16 protein-coding genes are annotated in these 16,615 nt (G+C 47.9%); 10 read left to right on the top strand and 6 right to left on the bottom strand.

Going from position 1 to position 16,615, the window contains the following annotated elements:
- Position 1: 1 nt before the first annotated feature.
- Positions 2-811 carry an Fpg/Nei family DNA glycosylase gene (locus tag ACIFQN_RS05745; protein ID WP_429832087.1) on the bottom strand — a complete coding sequence of 270 codons (810 nt, stop codon included), beginning with the start codon at positions 809-811 and terminating at the stop codon, positions 2-4.
- Positions 812-1,163: 352 nt separating this feature from the next.
- Here ACIFQN_RS05745 and ACIFQN_RS05740 point away from each other — a divergent pair, with 352 nt between their 5' ends.
- The gene (locus ACIFQN_RS05740) at positions 1,164-2,321 is read left to right on the top strand and encodes a THUMP domain-containing class I SAM-dependent RNA methyltransferase (RefSeq protein ID WP_429832086.1); all 1,158 of its coding nucleotides are present in this window, start codon (positions 1,164-1,166) and stop codon (positions 2,319-2,321) included.
- A gap of 35 nt (positions 2,322-2,356) precedes the next feature.
- Positions 2,357-5,098: a DUF4855 domain-containing protein gene (locus ACIFQN_RS05735; RefSeq protein WP_429832085.1), complete on the top strand. Its 2,742-nt coding sequence runs from the start codon at positions 2,357-2,359 to the stop codon at positions 5,096-5,098.
- 113 nt (positions 5,099-5,211) lie between these two features.
- On the opposite strand, the gene ACIFQN_RS05730 is transcribed toward ACIFQN_RS05735, so the two are convergent.
- Both ACIFQN_RS05730 and ACIFQN_RS05725 read right to left on the bottom strand, forming a co-directional pair.
- Positions 5,212-5,847: a hypothetical protein gene (locus tag ACIFQN_RS05730; protein WP_429832084.1), complete on the bottom strand. Its 636-nt coding sequence runs from the start codon at positions 5,845-5,847 to the stop codon at positions 5,212-5,214.
- A gap of 108 nt (positions 5,848-5,955) precedes the next feature.
- The gene (locus tag ACIFQN_RS05725; RefSeq protein WP_429832083.1) at positions 5,956-7,209 is read right to left on the bottom strand and encodes an MDR family MFS transporter; all 1,254 of its coding nucleotides are present in this window, start codon (positions 7,207-7,209) and stop codon (positions 5,956-5,958) included.
- A gap of 54 nt (positions 7,210-7,263) precedes the next feature.
- On the opposite strand from ACIFQN_RS05725, the gene ACIFQN_RS05720 reads away from it, so the two are divergent.
- Positions 7,264-7,491 carry a hypothetical protein gene (locus tag ACIFQN_RS05720; RefSeq protein WP_429832082.1) on the top strand — a complete coding sequence of 76 codons (228 nt, stop codon included), beginning with the start codon at positions 7,264-7,266 and terminating at the stop codon, positions 7,489-7,491.
- A 170-nt stretch (positions 7,492-7,661) separates the two neighbouring features.
- On the opposite strand, the gene selD is transcribed toward ACIFQN_RS05720, so the two are convergent.
- The 3 genes from selD to ACIFQN_RS05705 form a co-directional block, all read right to left on the bottom strand.
- On the bottom strand, positions 7,662-8,723 hold the full coding sequence (gene selD, locus ACIFQN_RS05715; RefSeq protein WP_429832081.1) for a selenide, water dikinase SelD: 1,062 nt from the start codon (positions 8,721-8,723) through the stop codon (positions 7,662-7,664).
- Between the two features lie 164 nt (positions 8,724-8,887).
- The gene (locus ACIFQN_RS05710; protein WP_429832278.1) at positions 8,888-10,000 is read right to left on the bottom strand and encodes an RNA-guided endonuclease InsQ/TnpB family protein; all 1,113 of its coding nucleotides are present in this window, start codon (positions 9,998-10,000) and stop codon (positions 8,888-8,890) included.
- Positions 9,987-10,595, bottom strand: coding sequence for an IS607 family transposase (locus tag ACIFQN_RS05705; protein WP_429832080.1), 609 nt, complete (start codon positions 10,593-10,595; stop codon positions 9,987-9,989). The genes ACIFQN_RS05710 and ACIFQN_RS05705 overlap by 14 nt, the downstream gene beginning before the upstream one ends.
- 158 nt (positions 10,596-10,753) lie before the next feature.
- Between ACIFQN_RS05705 and mnmH the strand changes: the two genes are divergently transcribed.
- The 7 genes from mnmH (at position 10,754) to ACIFQN_RS05670 (ending at position 16,588) form a co-directional block, all read left to right on the top strand.
- Positions 10,754-11,806, top strand: coding sequence for a tRNA 2-selenouridine(34) synthase MnmH (gene mnmH / locus ACIFQN_RS05700; RefSeq protein ID WP_429832277.1), 1,053 nt, complete (start codon positions 10,754-10,756; stop codon positions 11,804-11,806).
- A 63-nt stretch (positions 11,807-11,869) separates the two neighbouring features.
- The gene (locus ACIFQN_RS05695) at positions 11,870-12,982 is read left to right on the top strand and encodes an aminopeptidase (RefSeq protein WP_429832079.1); all 1,113 of its coding nucleotides are present in this window, start codon (positions 11,870-11,872) and stop codon (positions 12,980-12,982) included.
- A gap of 144 nt (positions 12,983-13,126) precedes the next feature.
- Positions 13,127-13,297, top strand: a complete 171-nt coding sequence (locus tag ACIFQN_RS05690) for a hypothetical protein (protein WP_429832078.1) — start codon at positions 13,127-13,129, stop codon at positions 13,295-13,297.
- A gap of 76 nt (positions 13,298-13,373) precedes the next feature.
- The gene (locus ACIFQN_RS05685; RefSeq protein WP_429832077.1) at positions 13,374-14,306 is read left to right on the top strand and encodes an RluA family pseudouridine synthase; all 933 of its coding nucleotides are present in this window, start codon (positions 13,374-13,376) and stop codon (positions 14,304-14,306) included.
- Between the two features lie 109 nt (positions 14,307-14,415).
- The gene (locus tag ACIFQN_RS05680; RefSeq protein WP_429832076.1) at positions 14,416-15,039 is read left to right on the top strand and encodes a YhbD family protein; all 624 of its coding nucleotides are present in this window, start codon (positions 14,416-14,418) and stop codon (positions 15,037-15,039) included.
- An 18-nt stretch (positions 15,040-15,057) separates the two neighbouring features.
- A complete protein-coding gene (locus ACIFQN_RS05675; RefSeq protein ID WP_429832075.1) occupies positions 15,058-15,780 on the top strand; it encodes a polymer-forming cytoskeletal protein in 723 nt (240 codons plus the stop codon).
- 187 nt (positions 15,781-15,967) lie between these two features.
- Positions 15,968-16,588, top strand: coding sequence for a TetR/AcrR family transcriptional regulator (locus ACIFQN_RS05670; protein ID WP_429832074.1), 621 nt, complete (start codon positions 15,968-15,970; stop codon positions 16,586-16,588).
- Positions 16,589-16,615: the final 27 nt, after the last annotated feature.

Genomic DNA, 16,615 nt, shown 5'->3' with positions numbered 1-16,615 from the left:
GTCAGTGTTGGCAGTTAGTACAGGCAAAAACCTTGCGGGAAGACAGCTTGCCTTTGGAAATCAGCTTTCCGCAGCGTACACACGGCTCTCCTCCCCGGTCATATACCCGGCAGCGATCGTTGAAGCCGCCCGTCAAATCATCATCGCGATAAAAAGGCGGCTCCATGTAACCGCCAAACTGGATCGCTTCTTTTAAGACAGCTTGCATGGAATGGAAGAGCTGCTTGATCTCCTCATCTGTCAGCTCCGGTATCCGCCGGGTCGGCAAAATGGCTGCATCAAAGCAGATTTCATCCGAGTAGCAGTTCCCGATTCCGGAGAGCCAGTGCTGGTCGACGAGCGCCGTTTTGAGGATGCCTCGTTTTTCCGTAAGCAATTCTGTGAATCGCGTGAGGGTAAAGGACGGATCCAACGGCTCGGGGCCTAAAGGGTCCAGTCGCTCGTCCAGCTGCCAGGTGGTGAGCAGATGCAGATACCCCAGACGAAGTCCGTGAAAATAAAGAATGTGATCGTCAAAGGAAATCGTCACCTGCGCTGTCCGATCCAGCTTGTCCTCAGTCGATCCATAGTAAAGAAACCCGCCAAGCATCAAATGAAGCAGCAGCACATGACTACTTTCTAAGTGGAACAAGAGATGCTTGGCGCGTCGATCTACGAGGGTTATCCGATTTCCGAGCAGAATCCGGTTCCATTCATTCGGGGGCAGGTTAATGGTTTTTTCCCTCTGTACAAGGGTAGCGGTAATGGACCGTCCACCGATGCGCTCTTGCAGCAACCGGCGGTACGTCTCCATTTCTGGTAATTCGGGCATGCTTTTCCTCTCCTGACCGCTGTAATTTCTACATAGGATTACCAGTAGGTTTACTCGTCATCCTGTTCCTGCCACTTCATTTTTCGTGGCGGGTCTTTTGTTTTTAGAGAAGGTTACCAACCCTGCAATCAAATCGGGTAATATAGTATTAAGAGGACGTTCAAAAAGTCCGGGAAACATAGCTGTCGAATTTCTGCGTTGCGTTGCCCCTCCGTTGCTCACGTAGACTCACCTACGCTCCGCTACTCAGGTCTGCCGCGCCTTGAACTTCTCGGCTCTGTTTGTCCTCCTTTTTGAACAAGATCTATAAGGGTAGCAAGCAAGCATTTTGGTACGGACAGGAGATTGTAGCATGCAAAAAGTAGAATTGATCGCTACGGCGACTTTTGGATTGGAATCAGTTGTGGCTGAGGAAGTAAAAGCCCTTGGTTACGGACCAGCTCAGGTAGAAAATGGAAAAGTTACGTTCTCTGCAGATATTTCTGCCATTCCTCGAACAAATTTATGGTTACGAACTGCGGATCGCGTGCGTCTAAAGATTGGGGAGTTTAAAGCGACCACTTTTGACGAGCTGTTTGAAAAAACGAAGGCATTGCCTTGGGCGGACTGGATCACAGAAGATGCCACGTTTCCCGTAGAAGGAAAGTCAGTCAAATCGACGTTGTTCAGTGTGCCGGATTGCCAAGCTATCGTGAAAAAAGCGGTAGTGGAAAGCCTAAAAAAGACGTACAAACAGGATTGGTTCGAGGAGCAGGGACCCCTGTACAAGATCGAGGTGGCGCTTCATAAGGATGTGGCGACCTTGACGATTGATACGTCTGGACCTGGCCTGCATAAACGAGGCTACCGCGAGATGATCGGTACGGCGCCATTAAAGGAAACGATGGCAGCAGCAATGATCATGCTGTCTCGCTGGAAACCGGATCGCGTGTTTATGGACCCATTCTGTGGATCTGGGACAATCCCGATTGAAGCTGCGCTCATCGGACAAAACATCGCACCGGGAATGAACCGGGAGTTTGTATCGGAGAGCTGGCCGGTGATTCCCAAGACCGCATGGCGTGAAGCACGCGCAGAAACGCACGATCTGGCCCGCTATGATCAAAAGCTGGAGATCATTGGTACGGATCTGGATGATGAAATTTTGAAGATCGCCCGTCGAAATGCAACAGAAGCAGGCGTAGACGATCTGATTCACTTCCAGCGCATGGATGTGCGTGATGTGCGAACCAAGCGCAAATATGGCTACTTGATCTGCAACCCGCCATATGGTGAGCGGCTGGGTGAATGGAAGCAGGTTAGCCGGATGTACCGCGAGATGGGTCAGACGTTTGCTGCTATGGATACGTGGTCGTTTTACATTATCACTTCAGACGAGCAGTTTGAAGAACACTTTGGGCGCACGGCGAGTAAGAAGCGAAAGCTTTACAACGGGAACATCAAGGTAGATTACTACCAGTTTTTTGGACCAAGACCACCTCGTCAGCCAATGGTTTCCCCGACCGAATAGCATTATAGAAGGGGCATATTGGAGGAGAAAAAGAAATGAGAAAGAAACGATTTGGGAGCCGTATGTTAGCAGCTTGTCTGGCAGTGTCCACCTTGCTGATTCAAACGGCACCGATGGCCAATGCCGCCACAGAACCGAAGAAGCAGGAGTTGGAAACTCCAAAAACAGAGGAGCAGGTGGCCGAGTTTTCCGATCTGGGAACCAGCTATGCCCGTAATGCAGTTAACAGGCTGGCTTCGCTCCATTTGATCAACGGTCAAGGGGATGGCCGATTTAACCCACAGAACACCATTTCTCGTCAGGATATAGCGGTACTGTTGACCAAGGTAGTGGGACTTGCGCCAAATCATCTGCGGGAAGCCAGCTTTGAAGATGTACCAATGGATAGCCCTTATGCGCCTTATGTATACGGATTGAGTGAGATGGGTGTCATGAACGGTCGGAACGCTCAAACATTAGGCGCCAGTGATCCACTGACCCGGCAGGATCTGGCTGTCATGCTGGCACGTTTGATAAAGGCGGGTGGCGTCAAAAAAGCAACAGGCCAAAGCGCGGTATCTTACAGTGATGAGCAGGAAATGGCTGATTACGCCAAAGACGCTATTAACGATGTCACCAATCAACGCTGGATGCAGGGAGCAGGTGGCAAGTTTAATCCTGCAGGTACTGTGACACGTGCCGAGGCAGCCGTTATCGCAGAACGCATTTTGGATGCGAGATATCAGCAGGCCGAGCAAGCGAATTTTACGGTGAGCGATTCCACTTTAAGCGTACTGGCAGGGACGAGTGAGCGTTTGAAAGTAACAGGTGTTGCGGGAGACAAGCTTCCCTTTACTCCGATTTTTGCTTTTGATCGACCTGAGCTTGGAACGATTTTGTCTGATGGCACCTTCGTAGCCGGTCCTACTCCCGGAAAAGGGAACGTAACGGTTACAGTGGGGTACAAAACCATAACGGTTCCAGTGGAAATCAAAGATGCGGGCAAGCCGCCAGCTGCGACAGATGAGACGAGTCCGGCTACATCCGACTCTGTTGTCAGCTCAAATTCGAAAGCAGAAACGAGCACCTCAGCAGCCAAGGCAAGTGAAACAAAGGACGACAAAGCAGAGGTTAACAAAACTGCGGCTACCGATACTAAGGCTACCGAAACCAAGGATGACCCGGCAACAGTAGGAGATGCAAAGGAATCTACGGAACCAGAAGAAGCGAATGAACCTGCTGAACAGGACGAGCTGATCAACGTAGCTCCGGGCAGCTTTACTGCTGTAAACACTTTCGGACCTCCTGATACGTATTTCCGTGAGGTAGAGAAGCAATATCCTGGTCCCGTCGGCGGATTGGTTACGCCATCACAGGATTGGACTGGATATAACCGTCAGTTCGGTCGAAAAGTGACCGTCGCCTTATCCGAAGAAAAACCGCTGGAGAGAGTGACCTTGACGTTCAAGCAGCAGAAAACATCAGGGATCACTATGCCCGAATACATGGACGTTGAAGTATCGCGCGATGGCAAGGCATGGTCGTATGCCGGAAAAGCCTTGCACGATGTATCGGCAGCGGAGACAAAGGTAGTCGAACGCACGCTGGCAGTAACACTCCCAGACGTAGAAACGCGCTATGTCCGGGTATCGTTTCCGGTAAAAGTATTCGCTTTTGCCCGCCAATTGGAAGTATGGGCCAAATCGAGCAGTCAGTGGGAAGGCGGTCCGGTCTTGTTGCCGCCACCGAGCCCGACACAGCTCATGGAAGATAAAAAGGCAGGGAACCGCGTGGAAAATATGCTGCTCGCATACTCGGGAGCATACGGTGATCGCGGTACCTGGAGCAAAGAAGATTTCTTGCCGATGGTTGGCTATCGGACAGCAGATGGCTATATGCGTGATCAAATGTTTGATACAGTCCTCTTTTTGCCTTATCAAAACATGCCTGTCACCAAAGATGGCTGGAAGGGCTATATGAACGACCTGTTTGGATCGGGCAAGCAGCTAGATGCTTTGAACCAGGCGATGCGGGAGTACAACCGTTTGCGCGGAACGCTGTACACCACACCGACACAAGAAAAAGTTGTCCTTGCCTTGCCGTATCCGGCTGCTAATCAGACCGACTTTGGCAAGCTAGCTGAGGATAAACCGACCCTGTCTTTCAACCCGGCTGGGATCGGAGAGGAGCAAGCATATCTGAATCGCAAGCAAGCGCTGGAATGGTACTTCCAGGAACTCCAAAAACGATGGAACAAAGAAGGTTATGCTTATCTCAAGCTGGAGGGCATTTACTGGTTTCATGAGCTAATCGAGGACAGTGCACCGAAAGAACGTGAGTTGATTCGTGACATGGCCAGCATGGTGCACGACGAAGCGCTTCGTTTCTATTGGATTCCATATTTCGGCGCACCTGGCGTAGCTGAGTGGAAATCCATGTATTTCGACTATGCATTCCTGCAGCCGAACTATTACAGCGACAAGCCTGTTGGACTCGATCGGATCGAGGGTGTGCTGGATGTTGTCAGCAAGTATGGCATGGGTGTAGAGATTGAAGGGGACGAGCGGATGTACCGCGATCCGAAGTTCTATCAGATTTATTACAACCAGCTGGTTGCAGCCCACAAGCTGGGTATGGATAAGAACAATGTGCACGCGTATTACTACGGCTCCAAAACGTTGATCGAAGCAGCGAATAGCAAAGACTCAGTTATGCGCGGTATTTACGACGATACGTATAAATGGATGCGAGGTCGCTTTGACCGGGATGAGTATTACGAGGCAAATGAGATGCCTTAGTTGTTATGAGGCATGGAGCAGAGCTTGCTTCCCCTAACCGGGAAGCAGGTTCTTTTTTTTACCAGGAAAGAATTACTAATTGCTCGTGGCCAACATCGTACTCGTTAATCCACTTAAAAAGGCTGAATACTCTTTGGAACAGTCTGCGAGTGTTCATTGACCAAATCCTGCAGAATCACATCTCGGGAAGCGTATAGCTGCGGACAAGGATGGTAGTAGTCTTTACCATTGGCACACCTTTTTCCGAAAAAAGGTATGCCGGATGCAGTGATTTGTTGCAGCCACAATTGTTTCAGGAGAGGAAGATGTTTCCAGTAGGCTCTCGCAGGGCAGCCCCACCCGAGAAGAATCCACGGATGCTGCTGCAGTTCTTGAATTGGTACCAATTGTTCTTTTAGCGTGGCCTCGCCTTTTTCAACGAGCTTTTCAAAAGAGGCAATGGCCTCAGATGACTTGGGGTTTTGGAGGGTAAATAAATTGTAGATGGTTAGTCTGCCATCGAGTGATTGATTCTGATAGATTTCCGCCAGTATTTTGACCAATTGCCGCATAGTAGGATCGAGCGTAATTTGGCCACTTATAGAATGATTCGGTGCTGGTCTTTCGCGATAGAGTGTTGCGGCTCCGGGATTTAGTAAGAGACAGCTTCCTAGTGAACGAAAAGAGGTGCCCCACTGAATATAGGCGGATGTACGATACTCATGTCCTCCTGCTCGCCTGAATGTAGCAAATGCCTGTGGTTGAATCATGAGAAAACCTCCTAGCAAGTCATTCAACATTCTAGTAATCACTATATGCTAGGATTGTTTTTCTATTACCATTTCGCCTAACAAACCGACCCACGAGGGGGCCGGGCTTTAGGAGTACAGCGATTCGTTTGCCTGTTCGGCGGGAATCATGCGGAACAAGATGATATACAAATACGCACTCAGTAGGGAGATGCCCAAAATGATGCCGAACACACCTAGAGGCGATAACCATTGCGATAAACCAATCGTCATGGGAGCAATGAAGCGTCCGATGGAAAATTGCAGGGACGATGCTCCCATGTATTGACCGCGTGCGTCTTCTGGCGAGTAATTACTGATAAAGCTTTGAGCGACTGGAGTGCGAATCAACTCACCCAGCGTTAAAATCACCATACAGCCGAATAAGAACCAGATGTTTGTCGTAAAGGCCATCAGGAACATCCCGAAGCCGTACAGAACGGATGAGATGACCAGGCTATTGCGGTCACTCCAATGTTGGAACCACTGCGTGACAGGCAATGTAAACAAGACAACCAACAGTCCGTTCAATCCCATCAGCCACCCAAATGCACTTGTTCCACCAACGGAGAAACTCCAATCTCCCCAAGAAAAGAGCGGCTGAGACATGACGTGCTCTTTCACGTACAAGGCCATATACATATCCAACTGCATAAAGCCGATTGCGACTAAAATCCCAGCGAGGATGTAGAGAGCAAATACTTTGTCGCGGAAAATGACGGCGTAGCTTTTGAACTGCTGTGTCAGGGAGAAGCGTTCTTTTGCTTTCTCCAGGCGAATTTCAGCCGGCAGTGTTTCTTTGATCAAAAAGAATATCGTGATGAAAAAAAGCAATTCGATGATCGTACAGACGATTAAAAGCTCAAAGCGGTAATGAACAAAGAAGAACGACCCGAGGACGGGACCTGCCACTACTCCAAAGTTCATTGCTGTGTAAAAAGTGGCAAAGACTATCCGACGATCTTCCTCGGTCGTCAAATCCGCTACCATTGCCGAGCTGGCAGGCCAGTAAAGAGCGCCCGCGATTCCAATTCCGATAAAGGCAAAATAGTCCACCAAAGGGGAGGGAGAAAAAGCGAATAAAGCAAACATAGTGGTCGACATAGACAACGAAAGGAGCATCGTAAACCTGCGGCCGACTTTATCTGAGAGATAACCGCCAAACAGATTGGACACCATTCCGAGGAGCGGCGGCACCATGAGGAGGAGACCAGCAACGTCTTTGCCAAACGTTTCACTAAAATAGAGGGCCATAAACGGAAAGTACATCCAAAAGAAAGTATGGGTAATCAGTTCGCCGAAGAGACGCACTTTTAAGTTAAGGTCCCAAGAACGCCAATGCATAACAAAAATTCCTCCATTCATTTTCTGGTTCGGTGCCAGCAGATGCTGTGCTCTATGCAAAAAAGCGCAAACGGGAAAGAGACGATGCTCTTCCGCTTGCGCTTTATCGAACGATACAAAAGGGTGGGAGGGGGAAAAAACCGGCAAAACGAGGGAGCGAAAGAAACGGTTTCTGGCCAAGACATACTTGGTACCAAAAAAACCGACTACTACCCCGTAAAGCTGGTGCCCACATCATATCGGGAAAAGACGGAAGCGGTTCAGGCATCCTGCAGCTTCTAGCTTTCGATAAGGTTGGAAGAGGCAAAGCCCCTCACAAGCGGCCTTACCTAAGCGCAGAGAACTACAGCAATTACCATGAACCAACACTCCCGTCTTTCAAAATTTTTTCATCAGATAAACTCTTGTTGACTAGAATACTCCAGATCCCGGAACCAATGCAAGAAAAATTTTCACCGTTTTTTGGAAACAACCGAAATTGTTCCTGGCAGCTCCGGTACGACCTCACCAATGACTTTTGCCCAGCTGATACCGCGTACATGCAGGTCTTCGAGGAGACGATACCCGTCCTCAGCAGGCAAGCTGATCAAAAGCCCCCCCGAAGTAACGGCGTCACACAAAATCAAGCGATCAAGCTCCTCCATCTCATCAGGAAAATGAACGCGATCGGCTACCCAGCGGAAATTGGACTTGCTGCCACCGGGAATAATGCCTTGCTCTGCCAGCTCACGTGTTCCAGGCAATATCGGAACCTGATCGGCATATATGCGGATTCCTACCTTGCTGCCTTCAGCCATTTCCAGGGAGTGACCCATCAGCCCAAACCCTGTCACATCCGTACATGCATTGACCGGGTAAGCTTCCATGCATTCTGCTGCGTACTTGTTGAGAGTGGCCATGACGGTCATTACTCGCTGCGTCTTGTCAGCAGAAAGAGCGTCGCGTTTGATCGCTGTGGTTTGAATCCCGACACCAATCGGCTTGGTTAAAATCAGCACATCACCAGGCTTTGCTGTGGCATTGGTTAGTACGCGGGAAGGGTGGACAGTACCAGTGACGGCGAGTCCGAATTTAGGCTCGGGATCGTCAATCGAGTGACCGCCGACCAGCACGGCTCCTGCCTCTGCTACTTTATCAGCAGCACCCCGCAATATTTCTGTCAGGATGGACGGGTCAAGCTTGGATATAGGGAAGCCGACGATATTCAGTACCGTAATCGGCTTGCCTCCCATGGCGAAGACATCGCTAATCGCATTGGCGGCGGCAATCTGTCCAAACCAATACGGGTCATCCACAATCGGTGTGAAAAAGTCAAGTGTCTGCACAATAGCCAGCTCATCGGTCAATTGGAAGACGCCAGCGTCATCAGAGGTTTCTACTCCCACGAGCAGACGTGGATCACGTACAGGTGGAGCAGGCAGCTTTTTCAAGACAGCGGACAGGGCATCCGGACTAATCTTGCAGCCGCAGCCTCCCTTGGTGGTAAAGGACGTAAGCTTGATAGTCTCTGACATGGTTATTACCGTTGCCAAAAGATTGTAAAAGTTTACACATCCTTTGTTTGCTTCCTGCTTCTTTGTGTCTGCTTTTGCGTAAAGCTACTTACATTTGGTATGACACTCCACAGGCGTAAATTCGGATACAACGAATCCTACATACTAGCATTTACTTTTCGGTGTCAGCTTGCTAGTTTGGCTAGATTGATAGCAGCGTTCAAGTCTCTATCTATCTCTAGCCCACAACCGCATTTGAATATCCGATCAGATAGGCGGAGGTCTCTTTTGACAGCACCGCATTTTGAGCAGGTCTTTGATGAAGGATACCATTTGTCCGCTTCCAGAAAACGAATGCCGTATTTCTCGCATTTATACGCTAGCTGTCGTTTGAACTCATACAGCTTCTGTTGAGCGATCGCTTTAGACAAGTGGCGATTCTTCATCATACCTTTGATATTCAACGTTTCCATCACTACTGTGCTAGGCTTGGTTTTCACGATAGCGTTCGTAGCTTGATGGATGTGATTGATGCGAATATTCGTTAGCCTCCGATAAAGCAAATGTATGGATTTTTCCACTTTTACAATGTTGCCTGTTTTGACAAAACGGCTTCCCTCCTTATTCATCTCGTATTTACGCGAAACGTTTCGTTGCAACCTACGAAGGCGTTTCTCAGCTTTTTTTACTGCTTTTGTTTTGTTAACGTTCTTAATTATCATTCCGTTGGAGCAGACTGCAAGTTCTTTCACTCCTACATCTATTCCAATTACTTGCTCTGTCAGTACAGGTTTCACTGTTTCTTGTTCTATACCGACAGAAATACACCAATACTTCCCATCAAATGAGATACGAGGATTAAGGAACTTGGTATCCAATGGTAACTGCTCAGAAGTTATCACCCATCCTACTTTTTCGACTCGTACCAGTCTATGCTTGACCTTTAGTTTTACTGTATCGTTGTAGAAGGCAGGCTTCGATTGTTTCTTACTCTTAAATCGGGGTTTTTCTGTAAATTTCTTAAAGAACTTCTTATATGCGTCACAAGCATCTTTAACCGCTTGCTTGGTTACATTATTGGAGACATCATATAGCCAAGAATATTCGCCTGCCTGTTTTAGTTGTGTCAGCTCTTTACGTATTCTACTGTCAGATAGGAACTTCCCGCCGTTTCGGTAGTTTTTTTCTTGTCTTGCCAGTGTCCAATTGTATGCCCAACGAGCAATGCCAGCAGATTTCCATAGTTGTTTTTCTTGCTCTGCAGTTGGCTGGAGTCTGACCTTTTTAGCCAGAATCATCATCCATCAACTCCTGAATCATCTTCTTAGCCTGATTCGCTCGCTTGCCTTGTAACCTACAACTGAAACTCGTTACGATCTGAATCAAATCCTCGAGTAACTCCTGCTCTTCTGATTTCCCTGTGTGGTCAATAATCTCAATCACTACGTCAAAACGTTTACACAGGTTTTCAAATAGTTCGAATCCAAATCGCAATAATGAGTCTTTGTATAGGACAACTACTCTTTCTACTTTCCCTTGAATAATGAAATCCATTAGAAGTAACAAACCGCGTTTTTCATAATCGATACCGCTGCCGATGTCTGTGATTACGTCAAATGAATAACCTTTTGCGATCATATAGGTTTTCACATTCTCAATTTGTCGCTCAAGTTCATCTCTCTGTTTCAGCCGCGATACCCTACAGTATCCTACTGTGATTCGTTCTTGCTGGGCAGCAGGTTTACGTAAATACTCGTAAAACTGTTCTTCTGAGTAGTACCTATAGCCGTTTTCCTTTACGAGAGCAGGAATGAATTTGCCTGACTTGTTCCACTCTCTTAACGTTTTAGGAGTAACACCTATCATTTTTGCAAATTTACCTATGGTATACACTTTGCATCACCTGGTGATAACTATACCAAATGTGCAATTGTGTTTAAAGATGTTAATAGTTATATTTGCTAACATTCACCTTCCTACCATTTGAGGAATAATGATAAAATTAGTAAATCTAGCATAACAGAAGTTAGGGTGACGTAAAATTGCAAGAGGTGACCGTTGAAGAATTATTGCTAAAAGGATACGGCAATTTGGTAGATGTCCGATCACCGGGCGAATTTGCGCGAGAGTCGATCCCGGGAGCCGTCAATATTCCGCTGTTCAGCGACTTTGAACGGGCAAAGGTAGGTACGATGTACAAGCAGGAGGGGCAGGCCGCTGCTCAATGGCTGGGCATGCAAATCGTATCCCCAAAAATGGACGCGTTGATGCAGGCGATTCGTCAGCGAGGAGAAGAGCAGGGAGAGCCGCCTACTATTTTTTGCTGGAGAGGCGGAATGCGCAGTAGGGCAATGGCTACCTTCTCCACGTTTGCCGGGCTGCGAGTACGACGTCTGCAAGGCGGTTATCAGGCATACCGCCAGCATGTTCTGGAAACCATCCAGCCATACGAAATGCGAGTACCGATCTATTTATTGCACGGTATGACGGGCGTTGGGAAAACAGAACTGCTGGGCAGGCTGGAGGAAAAAGGTCTGCCGATCATTGATCTAGAGCGGATGGCCGGTCATAGGGGTTCTGTGTTTGGTCATATCGGCAAAGGGAAGCCAGCTAATCAGAAGATGTTTGATGCCCGGCTGTTTGAAACGTTGAGACGACACCAGGATGCGCCATTTTTTGTCATGGAGGCAGAAAGCAAACGGATTGGAAATGCCATTTTGCCGCCTTTTTTACTAGAGGCCAAGGAACAGGCTGTACACATTCAATTGACAGCCCCCCTCGAAGTTCGCGTACAGAGAATCTATGACGAATACGTAACACCGTATTCGTGGCGGTCAGATTTTGCGGAAAAGGTCGAGCCAGCATATGCTTCGATTGCGAGACGGATGCCTACCGAGCAGGCAGCACTTTTGCGGGAAGCACTCCGCATCAAGGATTACCGTTTTGCCATTGCTTCCCTTTTAGTCTATTATTACGATCCCCGCTATGAGAATAAACAGAGCGCTTATGTGAAGCAGATTCAATATCAACTGGATGCGACCGATCTGGAAGAAACGAGTAAGCAAATCCAATCGTTAATTGAAAAAGGTCAGTCTATTCGGTAAAATATTTTTTAACAGCCGTGGTTTTTGTACATATCACAATCTATGAACGTGGGGGAGATAAGCATGTTGGATACTCGTATCGTAAAACTGGCAGAAAATCTGCTCGGCCACTCTGTCCGCCTGCAGGAAAAAGAAAGTCTGTTGATCGAAGTTCGTGGGGAAGGTCACGCACTGGCAAAAGAACTGGTCAAGCAGGCATACGCTTTGGGCGCCTATCCGTTTGTGCGAATACTCGATCCGACGATTCAACGCGAGCTCATGCTTGGCGCAAGCGAGGAGCGTGCCGCGCATCTGGTGAAATGGGAAGAGCCGATGTACAAAGATTTGGATGCTTACATCGTGATCAACGGCCCGGAAAATGACAGCGAGATGTCAGATGTTCCGGTTGAACGACGCCGTGCTCACCAAAAAGTGATACAGGACCTCAATGATTACTTGATCTCCAATGTTCGCTGGACACTTCTCAACTATCCGACGGCAGCGATGGCGCAAAGCGCGAATATGTCCTCAGAGGCATTCGAAGATTTCTACTTTGACGTCTGCTCCCTCGATTACAAAAAGATGCACGAAGCCTTCTTGCCATTGAAGGATTTGATGGCTCGTACGGATAAAGTTCGACTGGTTGGACCGGGCACAGACCTGACCTTCTCGATCAAGGATATTCCGAATGTCATCTGCTCCGGGCTGCGCAACATTCCAGACGGGGAAATTTTTACGGCGCCAGTGCGCGACTCCGTTAACGGCAAAATTACGTACAATACGCCAACGAGCTATATGGGGACCAAATTTGAAAACGTCAGCCTGACCTTCGAAAACGGTAAAATTATCGAAGCGACCTCCAACAACACCGAAAAGCTGAATCAAATTTTCGATACGGACGAGGGAGCGCGCTACATCGGGGAGTTCGCGATTGGCGTCCATCCATACATTCTGAATCCGATGAATGATATTCTGTTCGATGAAAAAATTGCGGGCAGCTTCCACTTCACACCAGGTCGCGCTTATGAAAATGCGGACAATACAAACCGCAGCCAAATCCACTGGGATATGGTCAATATTCAGCGTCCCGAGTACGGTGGAGGGGAAATCTGGTTTGACGATGTGCTGATCCGCAAAGACGGCCTGTTCGTTCTGCCAGAGCTATTAGGACTGAACCCGGAAAACCTGAAGGGCTAATAAAAGAAAACGAAGCCGGAATCTCTTTGTAAAAAGGGATTGCGGCTTTTTTTATTTAATAAACAAAAATGTTTACAAAATTACAAACCTTATAATATACTTATTATACAATAAAGTTTATTAAATGAATGAGGAGGCATTACTATGATTAGACTGCGTTGGAAAAAGTACTTACATACCTACTTTGCGGGACGTCTGCTAGGACAGGAATATCATGCTGACGAAGGATATGTGACACAACTATTAGAAATGGGACAGCATCAAGCCGTTGCTGACTTTGATACGATCTTGCACGAGATCTATATTCACCGATAGCGGCTAGGAAGCAAAAAGGCATGGCGGGCTGCTTTTTGCTACAATAGGAAAAAAGCATGGAACAGAGGGATAATACGTGAGCCGCAAAAACTGGATGGAATACATCGTCACAGAAGAAGACACGGGGATGAATGTGGAACAGATCGTCCGGCAAAAGATGAACGTGTCGGGCCGTATGATGCAGCGGCTGACGAGAAGCAAAGGCATTTTGCTCAACAGAAAGCAGCCTTTCCTAGAGCGACAGGTAAAGACAGGGGATCAAATAGCCGTTCGGGTAGTAGATAGGCAGCCGTTACATGATGTGCCGTCCACCTCTGTGGAACGTGTCATTGCGCAGGAAAACGTCACCCCGATCGAAATCCTGTATGAAGACGACCATCTTTTGATCGTGAATAAACCGGCAGGTATGATGGTTCACCCAATCAAGCATGAGCAAAGCGGAACATTGGTTCATATACTCGCAGACCTCTTTCTGGCAAAAGGTCAACAAGTAAGCTTCCATCCTGTGCATCGGCTCGATAAAGAAACATCGGGAGCCATTTTGGTGGCAAAAAACAGCTATGGTCATCAACTAGCGGATCGTCTGCTAAGGGAGGGTGGCATCCATCGGGAGTATCTTGCTGTAGTCAACGGCCTTCTCGCGGACGATGCTGGTACGATTGATGCACCGATCGGCAGGGATTCACGCCATCCGACCAAGCGCCGGGTGACAACAGGAGGAGATCATGCTGTTACGCATTACGAGGTAACAGAACGTTCCGCTGACATGAGTCTCGTTCGAGTTTGGCTGGAGACGGGACGTACGCATCAAATACGGGTTCATTTTGGACACATTGGTCATCCGCTTGCAGGCGATACGATGTACGGTGCAGCGAGAGGTTTGATGCGCAGGCAAGCACTGCACGCATCATCGCTACGGTTTGCACATCCTGTTCTCCAAGAGGAGATCGCTGTCACCGCCCCACTGCCCACGGATATGAAACGGTTGATTCAGGCCGAATTTAAATAAAGAACGTACGTAAAAGGACTTCTTCGGGAGTCCATTTTTTGTGTCAAATCAAAAAACAGATTGATAGCGTAACAGTGTTATGTTACATTGTTTTTGGAGGTGCTTCATTATGGATTCGAATGTCATCTCGAAAAAGGAGCTATTGGAGCTTACCGGGATATCGTACGGCCAACTGTACCGCTGGAAAAGAAAAAATCTGATTCCAGAGGAGTGGTTTATTCGCCGTTCAACCTTCACTGGGCAGGAGACCTTTTTCCCTAGAGAGCAGATCATGGAGCGGATCGACAAAATCATCAATATGAAGGAAGGCTTATCGCTGGATGAGCTGGCTGACATGTTTTCCCCCAATTTGTCCGGGTCCATGTTGTCTCCTGAAGAAATGCTGGAGCGTAACATTGTTTCCAATACCTCGCTGGAGCTGTTCATTCGCCAGCAGGGTAAATTAGAAACGTATTCTTTTCATCAAATTCTGTACGCCTATATACTCGAACGCTTACTTGTAACAGGAGAGATGAGCTTGGATGAGGGAGCAGGATTGGTTCAAGTCTTGGCGAGCCATTATCCCAAGCTAGAAGGGAAGCCTTGTGAACTCATTTTTATGCGGAAGATGGGCATATCGACGTTTGTCTTGGTGTCCAGCTCGACTGACTTGTATTTCGACAGCGGTGTAAAAGTGGTGAAGCGGCTGAATCTCGGAAAATGCATAGAAGAACTGAAAGCCAAGATTTCGTAAATAAAGGAGGCCGAATTTATGCAACAGGCAAGTAAGCCAGACTTGATCATACATGGCTCGGTGAATGCTTCGGGGGGCGAGTATAACCAGGTCAATGTACAAGGCTTTGGCAAGATCAAAGGAAATGTCGAGTGCCAGGAGCTGCATTGCGCTGGCCATGTCAGCATCACTGGTGATGTAATGGCAACGTCAGCAAAAGTGGAAGGAAATGCGTCCATCAGCGGCAAGTTAGAAATGGAAACAATGGAGGTCTACGGCCAGATTGATGTAAATGGCGATGTAGACTTTACGAAGCTGAGGGTGGATGGCACTGCCAAAGTACATGGGAATCTGGCGGGAGAGGAAGTTATTCTGCGTGGATTTTTAAAAACGACGGGTGACTGTGCAGCGGAATTGTTTCAAGCCAAAGGCTCCTTTACTGTCGGAGGTCTATTGAATGCTGGGCGTATTGAGGTTTATTTGCACGGTGGTTGTGAGGCGAGAGAAATAGGGGGAGAGCATATCGAGGTGCGCAAGGCGGGGAGCAGTACGCTAAACAAGCTCTTGAAGCACATTTTCAGCAATACCCTCTCTGTGGACACAGTCGAAGGAGATGAAATCTACCTGGAATATACCCGAGCAAAGGTCGTTCGCGGGAACAACGTAGTTATTGGACCTGGCTGCGAGATTGATTTGGTAGAGTACGCTGCCAACTTCCGGCACGATCCAGGCTCTCAGATCAAAACTCATACGAAACGATAATCAATGATGAGTAGGAAAAGCCTGAGTGAATCGGGCTTTTTCTGTAGGGAAAGGTGGCGAGAAGAGAGGCAAAAAAATTTCTATTGGAAGCGCATGCAAGTATTTACATACATACATGTGCGGGATATAATGACCTTGGAAAATATTGAAAATGTCAGCAATTACTTGCATGACTAGGAGGTGCATTATGGATCACCCACAGATAGATCCTTCTCTGGTGGGAAAGGGAGAGGAACAGGAGACACGAAAGCGAATCTTATCGGCCGCACGACAGCTGATGGCGCAAAAAGGGTACAAAGGAGCAACTACACGCAAAATTTCGGAGCTCGCAGGAGTTAATGAAGTCACCGTTTTTCGCCATTTTAAAACCAAGGTTGCCATTCTCGAAGAGCTGTTAAACGATATCCTGGATGTACGGCAACAACTGGAGCAAGGGTTACAAGGCGATTATGCCAATATAAAAGAACTGTTAGTCGGTTACGCAAAGACGTACTATTCTTTGCTGGTTGAACGTAAAGAAATTCTGATGATTTGCATGATCGAGGCAGATAACCACCCGGAAGTCGTCAAGCTGTTTAGCAGTCTTCCAATGACGGCAGTAGATGTCCTGTGCAACAAGCTAGGGGAGTTTCAGGAAGAGGGATATTTGCCCAAGGCAGATCCTTGCACGGCGGCTCTCATGTTTGTCTCTACCTTCTTCTATGCATTTATGGCTAAGTACAGGGTGAATCTCGACATCAGTTTCGAAGAAGAGAAGCTGTTTGAGAACGCTTCGGACATTTTGTTGCAGGGGATCAGCAAGACGTAAAAAAGCGAAGATACATAGGAGCGGAGG

The organism is Brevibacillus sp. NRS-1366 (assembly GCF_050467985.1).
This window is presented reverse-complemented; position numbering and strand designations above follow the sequence as displayed.